Below are 15626 nucleotides of genomic sequence, written 5' to 3'. Positions count from 1 at the left end.
GAGAAATGCGCACGGTATTCTGGCTTTCGAAGTAGTAGAAAACGGGTTGTTGTGGAAGCTGCAGGGGTTGGTCCTGTGGTTTGCGCGTGGCGTTCGCGTGGCGTTCGCGTGGTTGGCGCCTGGCGTTCGCGTGGCGTTCGCGTGGTTGGCGCCTGGCAGTAGATGAAATGAGAAAGCGAGCAGGGACAGAGCATGGCACAACTTGGTGAGTTACTCGGCGATCGTTTTAACTTCGACGACAAGCAGGAGTTAGGAGATGCTGCCGCGGACCGTGGGGAGTCGCAGCCTGGGGAGCAGCCGGCGGAGTCACGCGAGGCTATTGTTTCCGAGATCTCGCGGATCTTAAATAAAACCGCCGATATTGACCCGGATTCTCTTAGCGAATCCACGGCGTTGAAAGACTTAGCTATTAGCTCCTTATCGCTGATTGAAACTGCGGTGAGGTTGGAAGAAGCATTCGGGGTTGGCGTTGATGAGCGCGAGGTGAATAGCTTCAACAACATCGGGGATATCGTCGATTTAGTGCTGGCAAGCAAGGAAGGAAAATAAGGCGCACAATGGGCGTCATGGCCTCAAAAATTTCTTACCTATCCGATATGGATGGGGTTCTCATTAAAGAAGGGGAAATGATCCCCGGCGCGGATCGTTTTCTCAAAGCCCTCGATGACAAAGGCATCGAGTTCATGGTGTTGACCAATAACTCCATCTACACCCAGCGGGACTTGGCTGCGCGGCTCAAGCAAAGCGGTTTGGATGTGCCGCCGGAGCGGATCTGGACTTCGGCAACAGCTACCGCGCACTTCCTCTCACAGCAGGTTAAGGAAGCGACCGCGTATGTGGTGGGTGAGTCGGGGTTGACGACTGGGTTGCATGAAAAAGGGTGGATTTTGACGGATTCCTCGCCGGAGTTTGTGGTGTTGGGCGAAACCCGTACCTATTCTTTTGAAGCGATTACCACTGCGATTAATTTGATTCGCGATGGCGCGCGCTTTATTTGCACGAATCCGGATGTCACTGGCCCCGCACCGCAGGGGATTTTGCCGGCTACTGGTGCTGTTGCCGCATTGATCAGCGCTGCGACCGGTAAGCACCCCTATTATGTCGGCAAACCGAACCCGGTGATGATGCGTTCAGCGCTGAACACTATTGGGGCGCACTCCGAAAACACTGTGATGATCGGGGACCGAATGGACACTGATGTGAAGGCCGGGTTGGAGGCCGGGTTGCGCACGGTGCTCGTTCGTTCCGGAATTTCTCATGATGGAATGATCGAAGAATTTCCCTACCGCCCCACTAAAGTTGTGGATTCTGTCGCTAATTTAGTGGAATGTGTTGAGGATCCTTTCGCTGCAGACTAAAATGCTGGAAATGACTCCTATCGCAGCCTGACTCGGGGGTGGGTTGCGGTAGGGGTTTTCTCGTTCCTAACCCTGGTGACAGGACTATGTTTATTGCGGTAATACTCGACGGCGGGGGTAGTTTTATTTCACCTCACGTGAATATCTGTGCAGATAGTGTCGTTTCAGAAATTGGCGTTCGAAAATGGCGGGGGTAGCTGTGACCCGGACGCTGAGCATGATGAGAGCCAATGAATCTTTAATTTTGAGCGAAAGACTTCGGGGGCTCCAATGTTTAAGAAGTTCACCTGGCGCGACTACTACTCCACCATGATTAGCTATTTCCCCTGGTGTAGCTGGGTAACGCCGCTATCGCTAACCCTCACTCGCCTGCTTCATGTATTACAGCCACTGCCTCATCCGGGCATGGATTTTGCGTGGGGTTATGGCGAGGTTCTACTTGGCGAGCCGGTAGGCCACGGCCATTATTTCCCCGACCCGGAGGAACCTAAACCTGAGCCGATTGACGTTGAGGCGGAGGCCATCGGCGGCACATCGGAGGCCTTCGACGACCAGGGAATACCCCCGGAAGGAGGTGATCCCGGGGCTATTGAGGGCGAGCTTGTTGTTGAGGAGGCTCCTCCGGCGGCGCCACCCTCCCCGCCGCGGAAGAAGCCGTATTTCTATGCGGCTAATCCGAATGACCCGGAGCATCAAACCTTCCGCCGCGTGAATATCGCCGAATTCGAGTATTGGGCCGAGAAACTGCCGGAAGATCAGGAAGACCTCGACACCGTTGCAGCTTTGTGTGCGATGGAATTTGCTCGCACTCACCAGCAGGCGAAGGAGAGCCTTGGTGGGGTGGCTATTTTGGAGTCCTTGCCGAAGCTGAAGCACCTTTTTGTCAACCTCTGGCACTTAGATACGGCTCGTCGCAACACTATTGATCGTGGATTGCGTTTCGTGCCGCAACGGGTGATGCCCACCATGGATGAAGAGATCACTCGTTATCTGACGCCGACTGAAGTTGCCCAAGAAATCCCCTCTCCGCAGGCGATTGGAATTTTCATCCGCCGCTTGAAACAAAAGCTTTGCCCGGAGACTTTAGAAAAGAACCAGGATGGATCTAGCGCCAGTGCTCGGGAACGTGGCTTACGCTTCCGCTACGACCGCAGCGATGGAACTGCGGAGCTGCGAGTGCGGGCCGAAGTCCACGAGATCCTTGCACTGGAAAGGGCAGTACAAAAGCGACAGGTTCATGTTCAACGCAAGGCTATCCAGGCTAGGGAGGGTGTGCATGGTCCGAGTGAAGACCTGATGGTGTTTTGGCAACGGCGCGAAGGCTTCCTAGAAAAGATTCGGGAGGTCGCCAGGGATCAAAATATCTCCGAAGCTCTTGCAACGGAGATGGCTGAGAAAACCTTGATGTCGATGCGCCTGCATGCCTTCCCTCGCCCGGAGATAGACGTCATCAATCCCATTGATGCGTTCCTTAGCCTGTTATGGGACAACGTGAAGGTCAATGTCACCTTGAATACCTATGGTCCGCCTGGTGGCCAACCCAAGTACTTGGAGCGCGGCTTCTACCTTCGAGTGGTGCAACAAAAGGCCATGGCCAAGTTGGTCAACAAGGTCCGCGATCTGACTGATATCCCCGAGGTGATCCTCGACTGCCATGATCCCAATGACGCACAAAGAGCGTTTGTTTTCGGCCGGGATGGCACGTGCCGAGCACCTGGTTGCCAACGCGAAGCTGAGTTATGCGATATCGACCATGTCATTGAGTATGACGACGATGGCCCCACCACCATCGGCAATATGATGTGCCTGTGCCGCCGGCACCACTGTCAGAAAACTGATGGCCGGATGCGTGCTTTTATGAGACACGATGGCACCGCGATCTTCACCTATCCGAATGGTGTTCAGGTAACTACCCGGCCAGAAGGTCCCTTAGCTGAGACGACCGGCTCCCATTGGGGAATTACCTGGGGGAAGTACCGCCGGCGACCGGCTTAATGGTTGGTTGTCGGTGCGGTTAGCTGTCGGTGCGGTTGGCGCTCTGCCTGACGCGGCGCTCCGCCTCCCGCTCCCCTAAGCCTGTTCAAGCGCAGCATCGAAGTGGTATTGCTCGCTGAGCTTATCGAGCTCGTCGGTAAAGCTGTGCAGCTCAGCCGCGGGCGCCGCAAGAATCTGACGGCAGCGTAAACCCTTAGGGTCACGTTGCCATGCAGTAAACCATCCGTCATCGTTAAGCGGATCAGCTCCGGGCATGCACAGGTCGCTAGGAGTGGATAAGCAGTCCACCATTAAAGCTTCCACAACGGGTCTAAGTCCTCGAGGCATCGCCTCGATAGTCAAGACAACTACTTCGGAGTTAGCGCTATAGGTGTAGTCCTTTGTTAATTCCTCAACAGGGGTTGGAATAGGCAGCTCTAGGGCCGAGGGTGTCATAGTGTGCTCCTTGTCAGACGAGGATCGTCTTCCCCAACGTTCTCGTTCTGGCACGTGAGCCACTTCTTATGACAGAACGATCATGCGGCACCTAGAGTCACAGCAGCAACCCTCAAGTTCGGCTTTATCCCCTGTTTAATAAACCTCAAGTTGAGGTTTATCCCAGCGCCTCCCAGATGGCTTCATTGGCGTCCTCCCACAAGGGTTTCGCCCACTTGCCAAAAGGACGATCAGTCAAGCACACCATCGCCCGCTCCGCGCCCGGCACCAGCCACAGGAAGGTACCCGCCTGGCCGAAGTGCCCCACAGTTTCAGCGGGCATCTCCGGCGCGGTCCAGTGCGGTTGCTTTTCGCCCTTGATTTCAAACCCAAGCCCCCAAGGACAGGGTTTGAACATGCCATAGCCAGGCACTAAGCCAACCAGCTCAGGGAAGTGCACCGAGAAGGCGTTGTCCAAGGTGCTTTGGTGAAGCATCGTGGGGTGCATGAGCTCGCGGGCGAAAATCACCAAGTCATTGACCGTGGAATAAGCACCATGACCAGGCGATCCCCTGAGCTCAGTGTGCTCTAACCCGAGTGGCTTACAAACAGCTTCCCGGAAGTAGTCCTGAAAGCTAATCCCGGAGCGCTCCTCCAACAGGTCCGCCAGAATCTCGAAACCAGCAGAAGAATAGATCCGCCTCTCCCCTACCTCGCGCTCCGCAGAACGATCCATAAATCCGACACCAGACGCGTGCGCCAGCAAATGCTCCACAGTTGCACCCGGCAACGACTCGCACGCAGTGTCCAGTTCATAGACCCCTTCTTCCAGAGCCACCAAGAAGGCATAGGCAGTGAGCAACTTAGTGACACTCGCGAGCTCATACTCGCGATCGCAATCACCAAAGGTCCACTCGTGCTCGCCATCAATTAGGGCGGCAGAGACGTTCTTAACCGGCCACGATTCAAGGCTGCGGAGGGCCGTGGAAGGCGTCTGAGTCATGGGGGATATCGTACCCGGCCGCGTCATAAGCGGAACACATAGCGCACTGGGTATACTTACCCGAGCAAACGGGGCTATAGCTCAGTCGGTTAGAGCCGCGGACTCATAATCCGCTGGTCGTGGGTTCGAGCCCCACTGGCCCCACCATGAACATTCCCCTGGTCACACCTGGCCAGGGGTTTTGTCATATCAGCCCCACGCCCAGCCCCACGCCCAGCCACACCCCAACCACATTTCTGACACATTTTTGGCATGTTTTTGGCATGTTTTTGGCGCACACCTTAACCCACCCACACCCCACCCAAAACCCCCGACCTACCAGGCAATTTGCTGTTCTCCAAGGGGGTATATATAGTTATCCCTCGTCGCCAAGAAAAGACCAAAGCGACATATTCCCCCATAGCTCAATTGGCAGAGCATTCGACTGTTAATCGAAGGGTTACTGGTTCGAGTCCAGTTGGGGGAGCAACTCAAGGCCAGGAACACCAGCGCTCCTGGCCTTTTTCGCATGCTCTGGGCTTTCCCCGAGATCCGCATACCGTCGGCCCGCGCCCCCGCTGATGCCCGCCAAGAATCCACGGTTTACCGCGCCCCCTCCCCCACCAACGCGAGTAGCCCGCACCCACACCACACTCCCACCACGCTCCCGCACCCGCCCCAAACAACACCCAAAACAACACACCCCAACCTCGTGATGTAAATGTTGTTTATACAGGAAAAACAATCGTTCCCTAAAGCTCAGCCCCGCTCTTCAGCCCCATTAAAAGGTATTTCGTCATTATCACCACGGATCCGTACACTATTACCTATGAGCACTATTAGTAAGAACTCTGAACAGTCAGATACTCAGTCCCATATCCAACAACAAGAAGATGGCTCCCGCATCGTCCGCGGCATCATCTCCCGCGCCAAGGGTGAGCCGGTAGAACTCACCGACATCGTGGTCCCCGCCCCCGGCGCCCACGACGTCATCGTAGAAATCCAGGCCTGCGGTGTCTGCCACACCGACCTCGCTTATCGCAATGGCGACATCGAAGACGCCTACCCCTTCCTGCTCGGCCACGAGGCCGCCGGCAAGGTTATCGAAATCGGCGATGCCGTTAGCCACGTCGAGGTGGGCGACTTCGTCGTCCTTAACTGGCGCGCAGTCTGCGGCGAATGCCGCGCTTGTAAGCGTGGGGAACCGAAGTACTGCTTCAACACCCACAACGCTTCCAAGAAGATGACTCTTAGCGATGGCACCGAACTCACCCCGGCGCTCGGCATCGGCGCTTTTTGCGACGCCACCATCGTCCACGAAGGTCAGTGCACCAAAGTCAACCCCGAAGCCGACCCCGCCGTCGCTGGCCTACTCGGCTGCGGCGTCATGGCTGGCCTCGGTGCCGCCATCCACACCGCGGATATTAAACGCGGCGAATCCATCGCCGTCATCGGTCTCGGTGGCGTAGGCATGGCCGCCATCGCCGGCGCTAAGCTCGCCGGTGCGACCACCATCATCGCCATTGACATTGCCGACGATAAGCTGGAGCGCGCCAAGGAATTCGGCGCCACCCACACCATTAATTCCAAGGATCTCGCCAATGGCGAAACCGGCGATAATGATCCGGTGGTCCAGAAGGTCCGCGAGATTACCGATGGTTTCGGTGCCGATGCCGTAGTCGATGCCGTGGGCATCCCGGCCACCTATGAGCAGGCATTCTATGCCCGCGACCTGGCTGGCCGCGTTGTGTTGGTCGGCGTTCCCGCTCCCAAGCGTGAATTAAAGCTTCCGCTGCTGGACGTTTTCGGCCGCGGCGGTTCCCTGAAGTCCTCCTGGTATGGCGACTGCCTGCCGGAGCATGACTTCCCCATGTTGGTTAACCTGCAACTACAAGGACGCCTGCCGCTCGAGAAGTTCGTCACTGAACGCATCGAGCTCGATGGCGTCGAGGAGGCGTTTAAGACTATGGCCGGCGGCAATGTGCTGCGTTCGGTGGTTGTCCTATGAGCAGCCAAATCAAAAAACAAGGCGACCTACGGATCGACCATGTCGTCACCAGCGGAATCTTCGCTTTAGATGGTGGCGAATGGGAAGTTGATAACAACATTTGGGTGATTGGTGATGATTCAGAATGTGTCATCGTCGACGCTGCCCATAATGCTGAGCCCATTATCGACGCCGTGGGCGGACGTAAGGTGCTAGGAATCCTCTGTTCGCATGGGCATAACGATCACATCACCGTTGCTCCGCAATTACGCGAGCAGCTAGATGCTCCCATTTTCTTGCATCCTGGTGATCAGATGCTCTGGGAACAGACTTGGAAAGATGTTGACCACCAAGAGCTCAAGCATGGCGACCGCTTCAAGGTTGCCGGCACTGAGCTGGTAACCATCAACACTCCTGGCCACTCCCCCGGTTCCTGCTGCTTCTATGCCCCAGAAGCCGCAGAACTCTTCAGCGGCGACACCCTCTTTAGCGGAGGCCCCGGCGCCACTGGTCGTTCCTACTCGGATTTCGACACCATCATTGATTCCATCCGGGATAATCTTCTGACTCTCCCGGAAGAAACCATCGTGCGCACCGGGCACGGCGACCACACCACCATTGGTCGCGAAGCCCCGCACTTGGAAGAGTGGATTAAACGCGGCTACTAAACCCCGCCGCAGCTAACTGCCACAGATCACGACAGAATTGCCGCTAGAATTACCGCCACAATAAGGACGAAATTCAGCGGCATTTCTGCTTTTCCAACCCGTTCCGGGGTCCACACTGCACCACGATCCGCCGAGCGCGGCACCGCAATCGAGCGATATACCGCCCACACCATCACACCGATCATGAGACCGGCGGGCAGCCAGTGCATACCCACAAAAAGCACCGCCCACATCGTGATGGCAGCGGCAATTACCTGATAAGCAATCGAGCCTTTGAGATAACGCTTATTGCCGCGAGCGCGGATCATGGATTTCACATAGGGCACCGTGCCGGTGAAATATGCAGCGATCACAAAAGTGCTCGCCCAGGTGCGCCAATCCACTTCCGCCGGATGCCCATTGCCATAGGCCAAGGCCGTTGTGACTGGCAGAACCAAAGCCGAAGCAATGGTCGTTGCCACACCAGACAAGGTGGAACGTGGTTGGCCCCGCCACATTTCTTCCACCGCAATAATCACCAAGGGAGCAAAGGCAATCGCCCACCACAGCAACTGCGGGAACAGTGCCACTGCCCCCAGCAGTGCCAGCAGCGAGATCACCCCATACACCAGGGTTGGTTTGAGGTAGCGGCCCCGATTAGAGCGGCGTCGCGCTTTCAACAACAAGCCAGCGGCGAAGAAGCAGCAATAGCCAATAATCCAGCTAACCCAGGTCAACAGTAGGGCCAGCATTTGGCTGGGGCGCAGGTAGTTAGTACCAATGAGACCAACGATGGTGCCCAGTACTACCGGGATAACAACCATGGGCCAGGCGCCGTGCTGGTTCGGGACCCAAGGATTAATTCCATGGCGTTTCTTCTTGGCAGGAGCTTTAGTGTCAGGCACGTCGCTTCGCTTCCTTTGGTAGTCTCATACTTTTGTTGTAGAGCCTAGTCCTCTCCCTACCGCCTGAGGAAGAGGCCACTACAGTGGTGGGGGTATGAGGATTTCGCAGATGTTCGGAAAGGTGCGTCATTCATGATCCAGTTCGTTATCGGTGCTGCCGCCGGCTATGTCTTCGGCACGAAAGCCGGTCGTCGCCGCTACGACCAGATCAAGAAGGGGTATCAGGCAGCGGTGAACTCCCCAGTCACCAAAACTGCTTTGAATGCCACCCGTAAAGCGGTCGCCAATAAACTTGACCCCCAACCACGCATGAAGGAAGTCAAGAATATTCGCACCGATGATGGTTCTACGGTGCTAGAACCAGATCACGATTAAGGTTCCCTAAAAGCCCGGTTGGTTAACTCCTGCCGGGCTTGCTCTAAGGCCAATAAATCCGCGAAGAGCGAGTTATAGGCTTCCTCATCTTCTTGGGGTCGCATGCGGCTTAGCTGCACCTTCAACTGCGCAATATGGTTCGCCACGCGCGCGGCTTGGAGTCGGGATAGCACCGCGTCAATATAGCTTTCCAGCTGCTCGGAATCCACCGGAATTTCTTCCACCGCCAACTGCGAGACCAAGGACCTACCCAGTAGTTCCTCCATATCGCCAGCAACCGAGGCAATCCACTGCACCCCGGCGCTAGCCGAAGCACAACCCCCAGCATGCGCAATTGCTTGGCGTACCCGCTGATATGCCGGGTGGCTAAAACAATCTGCTGCTAAGCCATCAAAATAGGCGCCCGCTAATTGCGGGTATTGCAGCGCAATCTTCAAAGATTCCCGCTGCGGCCACAAATAGTGATCCTCTGGGTCCGGCATCTCAAAATTAGATTGCGCCTGCGCCGGCACATCCTCGACCCGCGTCGCCCGGCGTTGTTGCACTTCTTTCTTTGGCTTAGTGGCAGCTTCCCGAACTTGGGCAACCACTTGGTCAATATCTGCCCAACCAATCCAACCCGCTAATTGTCGGGCATATTCGGTTTGCAAGGTGCGGTCCCGAATATCAGCCACCACCGGCACCGTGCGGCGTAGCGCTTGCAGGCGGCCTTCAATAGTGTCCAAGCGGTGTTCGGCGAGCATCGCCTTTAAGACGAACTCAAACATGGGCACACGTTGTGCAATCAAATCCCGAAGCGCAGCATCGCCACGTTGCAAACGCACATCGCAGGGATCCATACCCTCTGGGGCCACTGCGACAAAGGACTGCCCAGTGAATTTTTGATCACCTTCAAAAGCCCGGAAAGCAGCTTTCTGCCCAGCCTCATCGCCATCGAAGGTGTAGATCAATTCCCCACGGAAATAGTTATCATCCAGCATCAGGCGCCGCAGGATCTGCAAGTGTTCTTGACCAAAAGCGGTACCGCAGGCAGCAACCGCGGTTTTAATTCCGGCAGCGTGCATCGCCATCACATCGGTATAGCCTTCAACAACCACGGCTTGGTGTCCCTGGGCAATATGTTTTTTTGCCATATCCAACCCAAACAGCACGTTGGATTTCTTATACAACAGTGAATCCGGGGTGTTCATATATTTACCCATCGGATCATCGTCATAAAGCTTGCGGGCGCCAAAGCCAATGACATCCCCAGCTAAGTTCCGAATCGGCCAGAGCAGCCGGCGCCGGAAGCGATCAATCGGGCCGCGGCGCCCCATCGAGCTAACACCCGCCGCCACTAATTCCTTGGCACTATAGCCCTTACGCAGCAGCAGCTTGGTCAGCGCATCCCAGCCTTCTGGGGCATAACCGCAACCAAATTGGTGAGCGTGCTCCACGGTAAAACCGCGTTCCAAAAGGAAATTCCGGGCCTTGCTGGGTCCATCTCCTGGTTGCTCTAGTTGCTCTACATAAAACTCGTGCGCTGCTTTATTAATCGCCACCATGCGCTGGCGGGTACCGGGTTCCTCGCGGCGCCCTGGCCCACCACCTTGGTAATTAATGTGATACCCGATTTTTTCGGCACATAATTCCACGGCCTCGGGGAAAGTCAGGTGCTCCATTTCCATGAGGAAGCTAAAAACATCGCCACCCTGGTCGGTGGAAAAGCAGTGGTAATAACCACGGTTTGGGCGCACATGGAAACTTGGGGTGCGTTCTTCTTTAAAGGGACTCAAGCCCTTGAGTGAGTCCGCTCCTGCCGGTTTGAGCTGCACATATTCCCCAACGATCTCCTCGATGGGGGTGCGCTCGCGGATCGCGGCAATATCGCTTTCCGGAATCCTTCCCTTAGCCATGCTAGCCACGATACCGCTTCAAACTAGGACCCCGTGATTAGACTTTCACCCCAAGCGTGGGAGGATAGCGCCATGGCAAAATCATCAGGTTCGGATGAGAACAACTCAACCGAAGCCTCAGAAGGCACCAAAGGTGCCGGTGGACCCTGGGGTTTCCTCGGGATTCTCTTCATCATCGGCATGGCCTGGTTTGGCGATAGCGTCTTCGGATTCTTCGGTGGCGATAGCGAAGAATCCACCACCGCAACCAGCACCACGACGGTTAGCTCCGCGCCCACAGCCACCACTGCCATGCAGAGCGAAAAATCAACGCAGGCACATAAACCCAAAGCCCATGACAACCACCGGGATTCGGGGGTCACTACCTGCCCCGTGGCTACCTTGCCTCCGGAGACCCTGACGACCATCAACCTGATTAAAGATGGTGGGCCTTTCCCCTACCCCAATAATGATGGCGTCCACTTCGGCAACTATCAATCTCACCTGCCGAAGGAAAAGAAGTCTTATTATCGCGAGTACACCGTGGAAACTCCGGGCGTTCATCACCGAGGCGAACGCCGTATTGTGACCGGCGGCGACCCGGCACAGAACCCACAGCACTGGTATTACACCGGTGACCACTACGAGTCCTTCTGTGAGATCCCCGATGCTTCTTAATACCGAGAACCCCATCCTCATCACCACCCCGATTACTTCCCGCCAGGACCTCTACACCGCCCTGGCGCATGCTGCACATCCTTGCTGCCACACCGGGGAAACCCAGAATTTTGTCATCCCCCGCAATCTTGATGGCATGGCAGATCTGCTTCGCGAGTTTTGCATCAAGTCCATTGTCTGCTCAGATTGGCGACTCGATGAGGCCGACACCAAAGCCATCCAAGAGGTCCTACAAGACGTCAAGGTGCGCCTGCAGCGCTAGGACACAACCCACAAGCACCAGGCGCTTCCTTAGCTTAAGAATCCTGAGATATCTGCCGCCAAGCGCGCCGTATATTCCAGCCTTGATTCCGTCATCGAGGCCATCTGATCAATAATCACGCGCTGGCGAGCAGCATCGCTTTCTGCTTCCCGCCACCACTGCGCAAACACCGGATCCAACGCTTCCGGAGCCATCACGTTGAGGTACTCATACACCGTGTACATGCGCTCGCGTTGGCGATCCTGTCGAGCCAAATGCCCGGGATCTTCCATCACATAAAGCACAGCAATGGTTTTTAAGAGCGTGACTTCCGCCAGTGCCTCGGGCGGAATAATCAGCTCGCCATGTTCCCGGCCAAGAGGACCATCTTGAGCCTGCCTTGTTGCCGCAATAGTGGCCCCCACATAGCGGCCCACGAGCTCCGAGGTCATCGCCTTCATGGCCACCAAGGAGCTTAAGGATCCATCGAAGGCGGCCGCAGCTCCCACCACATCTAATTGGCGTAGGAAACCAGCTGCCTCAATGAGTTGGTTCGCATCACCGCCATAAGCTTGAACCCCCTTTTCCGCCAGTGCAGCTAACTCGACCAAATCCCAGAGCACATTGAGGTTCACGCGGCCAGATACGATCGCGTCTTCCACATCGTGCACGGAATAGGCAATATCATCTGCCCAGTCCATGGCCTGTGCTTCCATACTTGCTCGCTGATCGCCTGGCTGCCTCCCGGCGCGCACCCAAGCAAGAATTTCCGCATCTTCGGCATAAGCACCATATTTCTTGGCACTTCCCGCAACGCGCGGGTATTTACAGGCCGCATCCAAAGCAGCGCGCGTTAAATTCAATCCAAAAGACTGGCCATGTTCATCTACGATCTTCGGTTCTAGCCGGGTGAGGATCCGAAGCGTTTGGGCATTGCCTTCAAAACCACCGCATTCGCTGGCTAATTCATTCAACGCTCTTTCCCCATTGTGCCCATAGGGCGGGTGCCCAATATCGTGCGTTAATCCAGCAAGCTCGCTGAGATCAGGGTCCAAACCCAACCCCTCCCCAATACCACGAGAGATCTGTGCGACCTCCAGGGAGTGCGTCAAGCGCGTGCGTGGGGTATCACCATCCCGTGGCCCCACCACTTGGGTTTTATCCGCTAGGCGTCGCAAAGCCGCAGAGTGCAGTACTCGGGCTCGGTCTCGGGAGAATTCTCCGCGATGATCCACATCCCCCTTGGTCATCCTCGAGCCTTTGGGCGCTTCGGTTGTCCGCCGCTGCGCATCAGCTTCCGAATAGGAATACATTATTTTTCACGCTCTTCCTTTTCTTGATGCAGCTGATCAAACCGAGCTTTGCGGGAGGGCTTTAACCATACCGCTACTTGGCGCAGCGCATCTTCAAACTGCGAGGCCACATTGCGCCCAAAGATTCCGGAAATATCAACCACAATCAGTCCCCCGATTTCATGCAATAAGGTCCACGGATGTTGTACCGGAAGATACGGCGTCCCCTCGGCTTCCACATTCCGAAAACCCACGCGTTCAGCCAAGATCGTACAGCGCAACAGGTGGCGTGGATCAGTGACCACCAACATGCGCATATCTGCGCCCTTGGGTCCCAGCTGCTCCAATAGCTTTCTTAAAGATTCGCGAGTGTCATGCCCATGGGTAATCGGCAGCAGGTTTGCTCGCGGAATATCGCGGTGTGACAGCCAATTAACTCCTGCCTCCCCCTCGGTGAAGCGATCGCCAGGTAGCTTCCCACCTAGCACGCAGATGGTGCTTTCGGAAGAGTTTTCTTGCTCCTGCCAGATTTCTGCGGCGCGACGTAGGCGTGCTTCAAAGGTTCGGCATGGTCGACCATCATATTGAGCGGCGCCGGGTACCACGATCAGGTCATAGTCCCCATGGGCTTTGGAGCGTTGTGCAAAGCGAATAATCCGTCCGGCGTAGATGCTGGGCAATCCCACCCCTATCCAGGTTGTCAGTACTATCCCAACAGCAGAGCGCGCGAGCAGAAAATTTTTGAGTCGTTGCAGAATTGGCTTCACAGCTCCCCAGTCTGCCAGGTGTGCGGGGTATCCTGGTCGCATGACATCGCCGAGGAAATATAAAACACAATTGATTCATCTCATGGGCATCGCCGCCGGCGCCGGCGTGCTCTTAGGCGCAACCCCAGCCTGGGCAGCGCCGATTACTACACCCGCGGTATCCTCTGGCGCACTCGTGCTTGCTGAAGCCCCGGCCTTCTACAAGCAAAATGTCGTCGATGAAGCCGGCGTGTTAAGCCCCCAACAAAAAGAACAGCTCGAAGAAAAGCTGCACTCTTATAAGTTGGAGCACCACCGTTCCATCTTCGTGGTCTTCGTCAATGACTTCGATGGACAGTCCGCAGAGGCCTGGACCAAGGAAGCGAACCGTCTTAATGGCGGCACTAACGTAGCTGTCTTCGCGGTATCGCCAGACCGTCGCGAGGCTGGTCTTTTTGCCGGTGAAAGCTGGTCGAATGCAGAGCGCGACCGCATGTGGGATGCCTCTTATGAATACCTCGTCAATAGTGATTGGGCTGGCGCCGCTAATGCGTTGGTCGATGAAACCTCCACCGCTGGGGAAATGTCGCCAGAATCCAAGGGTTGGTTAGCTGCCGGCGGTGGCGCGATTGCTGTCACCGGTGCTGGCGCCTGGGCATTATCGAAGCGTCGCCGTAAGCGCCTGGATCAACAATCGCTGGAGCAGTCGCGTGCGATTGATCCTGGTGATTCGGATTCCCTGCTTCGCCTGCCCATTAGCACTCTCGATAAGCGTGCCTCTGAGGAGCTTGTCTCCACAGATGAGTCGATTCGCCGCGGCCGCGAGGAACTTGATCTGGCGGTCAGCGAGTTCGGCCCGGAGCGTACCCGTAGCTTCACCAAGGCGATGAACCACTCCACCACTACCCTGCAGCGTGCCTTCGAGCTTCGCCGTCGCTATGACGATGGCCCGGAGCTCCCCGAGGCACAACAGCGCGAACTTCTGGTGGATATTGTCTCCAGTTGTGGCATGGCGGATGCTGCCTTGGATGCGGAGGCTGAAAACTTCGCCAACTTGCGCAACTTGTTGGTAAACGCCCCGGATCGTTTAGCTCAGATGACCCAGCAGGTCGTTGATCTACGTACCCGCCTACCCAAAGCAAAGCAGCGTCTCGAGGAATTGCACCAGCAGTACTCTGCTTCGATGCTTGGCAGCATTGCCCATAATGAAGTGCTTGCTGCGGGCGCTATCGATGAAGCTGATTCCGCGCTATCGGAAGGCCATCGTTTAGAGAAGCTACCTGCGGGTGAACAAGGTGCTCTGGTAGATGCGATCCGTGCTGGTGAGCATGCCATCAACACCGCCGATAAGCTGCTTGCCGCTATCGAGCACGCTGATGAAAATATCCGTGTTGCTGAAGACAACGTCAAGGACCTCATCACCGAAGTCAATGATGAGATCCGCGAACTCAAGCAGCTCATTGAGCGCGGCCGTGCACAGGGCTTGCGTGAAGACTGGGCGAAGCTGCAAGAAAAGACCCAAAGCTACCAGGATCAGGCAAAGGCTGCGGCTGAGAATGCGCAGGCCGATCCCCTTGGTTCTTATGCCGAGCTGACCGATCTGGATGCTGATCTTGATGCCACCTTGGATAAGCTGCGTGAAGCTAATACCACCAAGGAACGTCTACTCAAGCTCTTCGATCAGCAGATGCGCGCTGCCAATGCCAAGGTTGAAGCTGCCGAGGATCTGATCTCTAGCCGCGGCCAGATTGTGCGCGGCCAGGCCCGCACCAAACTCGCCGAAGCCCAGCGTGCCTTGGCAGAGGCATTGCAATTGCGTCTCAGCGATACTCGTCAGGGTATTGATCATGCCCGTCGTGCCGCCCGCGCCGCTGAGCAGGCCCGTAAGCTCGCTGAGCACGATATTGATGAGTACACCCGTCGGATGCAATCTCAACAAGGCGGCAATGGTTCCGGCGGTTTGCTCACCGGCCTAGTCCTCGGTGAGATTCTTTCCTCCGGTGGCCGTAGCGGCGGCTTCGGTGGAGGTTTCGGAGGCGGAAGCTTCGGCGGAGGCGGCTTCGGTGGAGGCTTCAGCGGAGGCGGCGGATTTAGTGGTGGCGGTGGAGGCTTCAGCGGAGGCCGCTTCTAAC

Annotated in this window: 16 protein-coding genes and 2 tRNA genes; 12 read left to right on the top strand and 6 right to left on the bottom strand. The window is 56.3% G+C overall.

The window, feature by feature from the left end; genetic code table 11:
* The first annotated feature begins 192 nt into the window (after window positions 1–192).
* From BMZ01_RS02730 to BMZ01_RS02720, 3 genes are all read left to right on the top strand, one after another.
* Window positions 193–549, top strand: coding sequence for an acyl carrier protein (locus BMZ01_RS02730; RefSeq protein ID WP_092284154.1), 357 nt, complete (start codon window positions 193–195; stop codon window positions 547–549).
* Window positions 550–566: 17 nt separating this feature from the next.
* A complete protein-coding gene (locus BMZ01_RS02725) occupies window positions 567–1358 on the top strand; it encodes an HAD-IIA family hydrolase (RefSeq protein WP_092284254.1) in 792 nt (263 codons plus the stop codon).
* 270 nt (window positions 1359–1628) lie between these two features.
* Window positions 1629–3353 carry an HNH endonuclease signature motif containing protein gene (locus BMZ01_RS02720; RefSeq protein WP_092284152.1) on the top strand — a complete coding sequence of 575 codons (1725 nt, stop codon included), beginning with the start codon at window positions 1629–1631 and terminating at the stop codon, window positions 3351–3353.
* A gap of 75 nt (window positions 3354–3428) precedes the next feature.
* Here BMZ01_RS02720 and BMZ01_RS02715 read toward each other — a convergent pair whose 3' ends face one another.
* Window positions 3429–3788 (bottom strand): hypothetical protein, encoded by a 360-nt coding sequence (locus tag BMZ01_RS02715; protein WP_092284150.1) that lies wholly within the window; start codon window positions 3786–3788, stop codon window positions 3429–3431.
* A gap of 157 nt (window positions 3789–3945) precedes the next feature.
* On the bottom strand, window positions 3946–4770 hold the full coding sequence (locus BMZ01_RS02710; RefSeq protein WP_092284148.1) for a serine hydrolase domain-containing protein: 825 nt from the start codon (window positions 4768–4770) through the stop codon (window positions 3946–3948).
* 70 nt (window positions 4771–4840) lie between these two features.
* Between BMZ01_RS02710 and BMZ01_RS02705 the strand changes: the two genes are divergently transcribed.
* The 5 genes from BMZ01_RS02705 (at window position 4841) to BMZ01_RS02690 (ending at window position 7404) form a co-directional block, all read left to right on the top strand.
* Window positions 4841–4917: transfer RNA gene (locus BMZ01_RS02705), tRNA-Ile, on the top strand.
* 246 nt (window positions 4918–5163) lie between these two features.
* Window positions 5164–5236, top strand: a tRNA-Asn gene (locus BMZ01_RS02700).
* Window positions 5237–5278: 42 nt separating this feature from the next.
* A complete protein-coding gene (locus BMZ01_RS10970) occupies window positions 5279–5470 on the top strand; it encodes a hypothetical protein (protein ID WP_143067431.1) in 192 nt (63 codons plus the stop codon).
* A 108-nt stretch (window positions 5471–5578) separates the two neighbouring features.
* Window positions 5579–6757, top strand: coding sequence for an S-(hydroxymethyl)mycothiol dehydrogenase (locus tag BMZ01_RS02695; RefSeq protein WP_092284146.1), 1179 nt, complete (start codon window positions 5579–5581; stop codon window positions 6755–6757).
* The gene (locus BMZ01_RS02690) at window positions 6754–7404 is read left to right on the top strand and encodes an MBL fold metallo-hydrolase (RefSeq protein ID WP_092284144.1); all 651 of its coding nucleotides are present in this window, start codon (window positions 6754–6756) and stop codon (window positions 7402–7404) included. Before BMZ01_RS02695 ends, BMZ01_RS02690 begins: the two co-directional genes overlap by 4 nt.
* Before the next feature lie 26 nt (window positions 7405–7430).
* On the opposite strand, the gene BMZ01_RS02685 is transcribed toward BMZ01_RS02690, so the two are convergent.
* Window positions 7431–8288 carry a YwiC-like family protein gene (locus BMZ01_RS02685; RefSeq protein ID WP_092284142.1) on the bottom strand — a complete coding sequence of 286 codons (858 nt, stop codon included), beginning with the start codon at window positions 8286–8288 and terminating at the stop codon, window positions 7431–7433.
* A 132-nt stretch (window positions 8289–8420) separates the two neighbouring features.
* On the opposite strand from BMZ01_RS02685, the gene BMZ01_RS02680 reads away from it, so the two are divergent.
* Window positions 8421–8663, top strand: a complete 243-nt coding sequence (locus tag BMZ01_RS02680) for a hypothetical protein (RefSeq protein WP_092284140.1) — start codon at window positions 8421–8423, stop codon at window positions 8661–8663.
* On the opposite strand, the gene dnaG is transcribed toward BMZ01_RS02680, so the two are convergent.
* On the bottom strand, window positions 8660–10558 hold the full coding sequence (gene dnaG / locus BMZ01_RS02675) for a DNA primase (RefSeq protein WP_092284138.1): 1899 nt from the start codon (window positions 10556–10558) through the stop codon (window positions 8660–8662). The two genes, BMZ01_RS02680 and dnaG, sit on opposite strands and share 4 nt — an antisense overlap.
* A gap of 180 nt (window positions 10559–10738) precedes the next feature.
* On the opposite strand from dnaG, the gene BMZ01_RS02670 reads away from it, so the two are divergent.
* Window positions 10739–11215: a guanyl-specific ribonuclease gene (locus BMZ01_RS02670; protein WP_092284252.1), complete on the top strand. Its 477-nt coding sequence runs from the start codon at window positions 10739–10741 to the stop codon at window positions 11213–11215.
* A complete protein-coding gene (locus BMZ01_RS02665; RefSeq protein WP_143067430.1) occupies window positions 11193–11477 on the top strand; it encodes a hypothetical protein in 285 nt (94 codons plus the stop codon). Before BMZ01_RS02670 ends, BMZ01_RS02665 begins: the two co-directional genes overlap by 23 nt.
* 29 nt (window positions 11478–11506) lie before the next feature.
* On the opposite strand, the gene BMZ01_RS02660 is transcribed toward BMZ01_RS02665, so the two are convergent.
* A complete protein-coding gene (locus BMZ01_RS02660; protein WP_092284135.1) occupies window positions 11507–12769 on the bottom strand; it encodes a deoxyguanosinetriphosphate triphosphohydrolase in 1263 nt (420 codons plus the stop codon).
* Window positions 12769–13515 carry a YdcF family protein gene (locus tag BMZ01_RS02655; protein WP_177180024.1) on the bottom strand — a complete coding sequence of 249 codons (747 nt, stop codon included), beginning with the start codon at window positions 13513–13515 and terminating at the stop codon, window positions 12769–12771. The genes BMZ01_RS02660 and BMZ01_RS02655 overlap by 1 nt, the downstream gene beginning before the upstream one ends.
* A 70-nt stretch (window positions 13516–13585) precedes the next feature.
* Here BMZ01_RS02655 and BMZ01_RS02650 point away from each other — a divergent pair, with 70 nt between their 5' ends.
* On the top strand, window positions 13586–15625 hold the full coding sequence (locus BMZ01_RS02650; RefSeq protein ID WP_223846004.1) for a TPM domain-containing protein: 2040 nt from the start codon (window positions 13586–13588) through the stop codon (window positions 15623–15625).
* Window position 15626: the final 1 nt, after the last annotated feature.

This window comes from Corynebacterium spheniscorum (genome assembly GCF_900113445.1).
GTDB classification, from domain to species: domain Bacteria; phylum Actinomycetota; class Actinomycetes; order Mycobacteriales; family Mycobacteriaceae; genus Corynebacterium; species Corynebacterium spheniscorum.
This window is presented reverse-complemented; position numbering and strand designations above follow the sequence as displayed.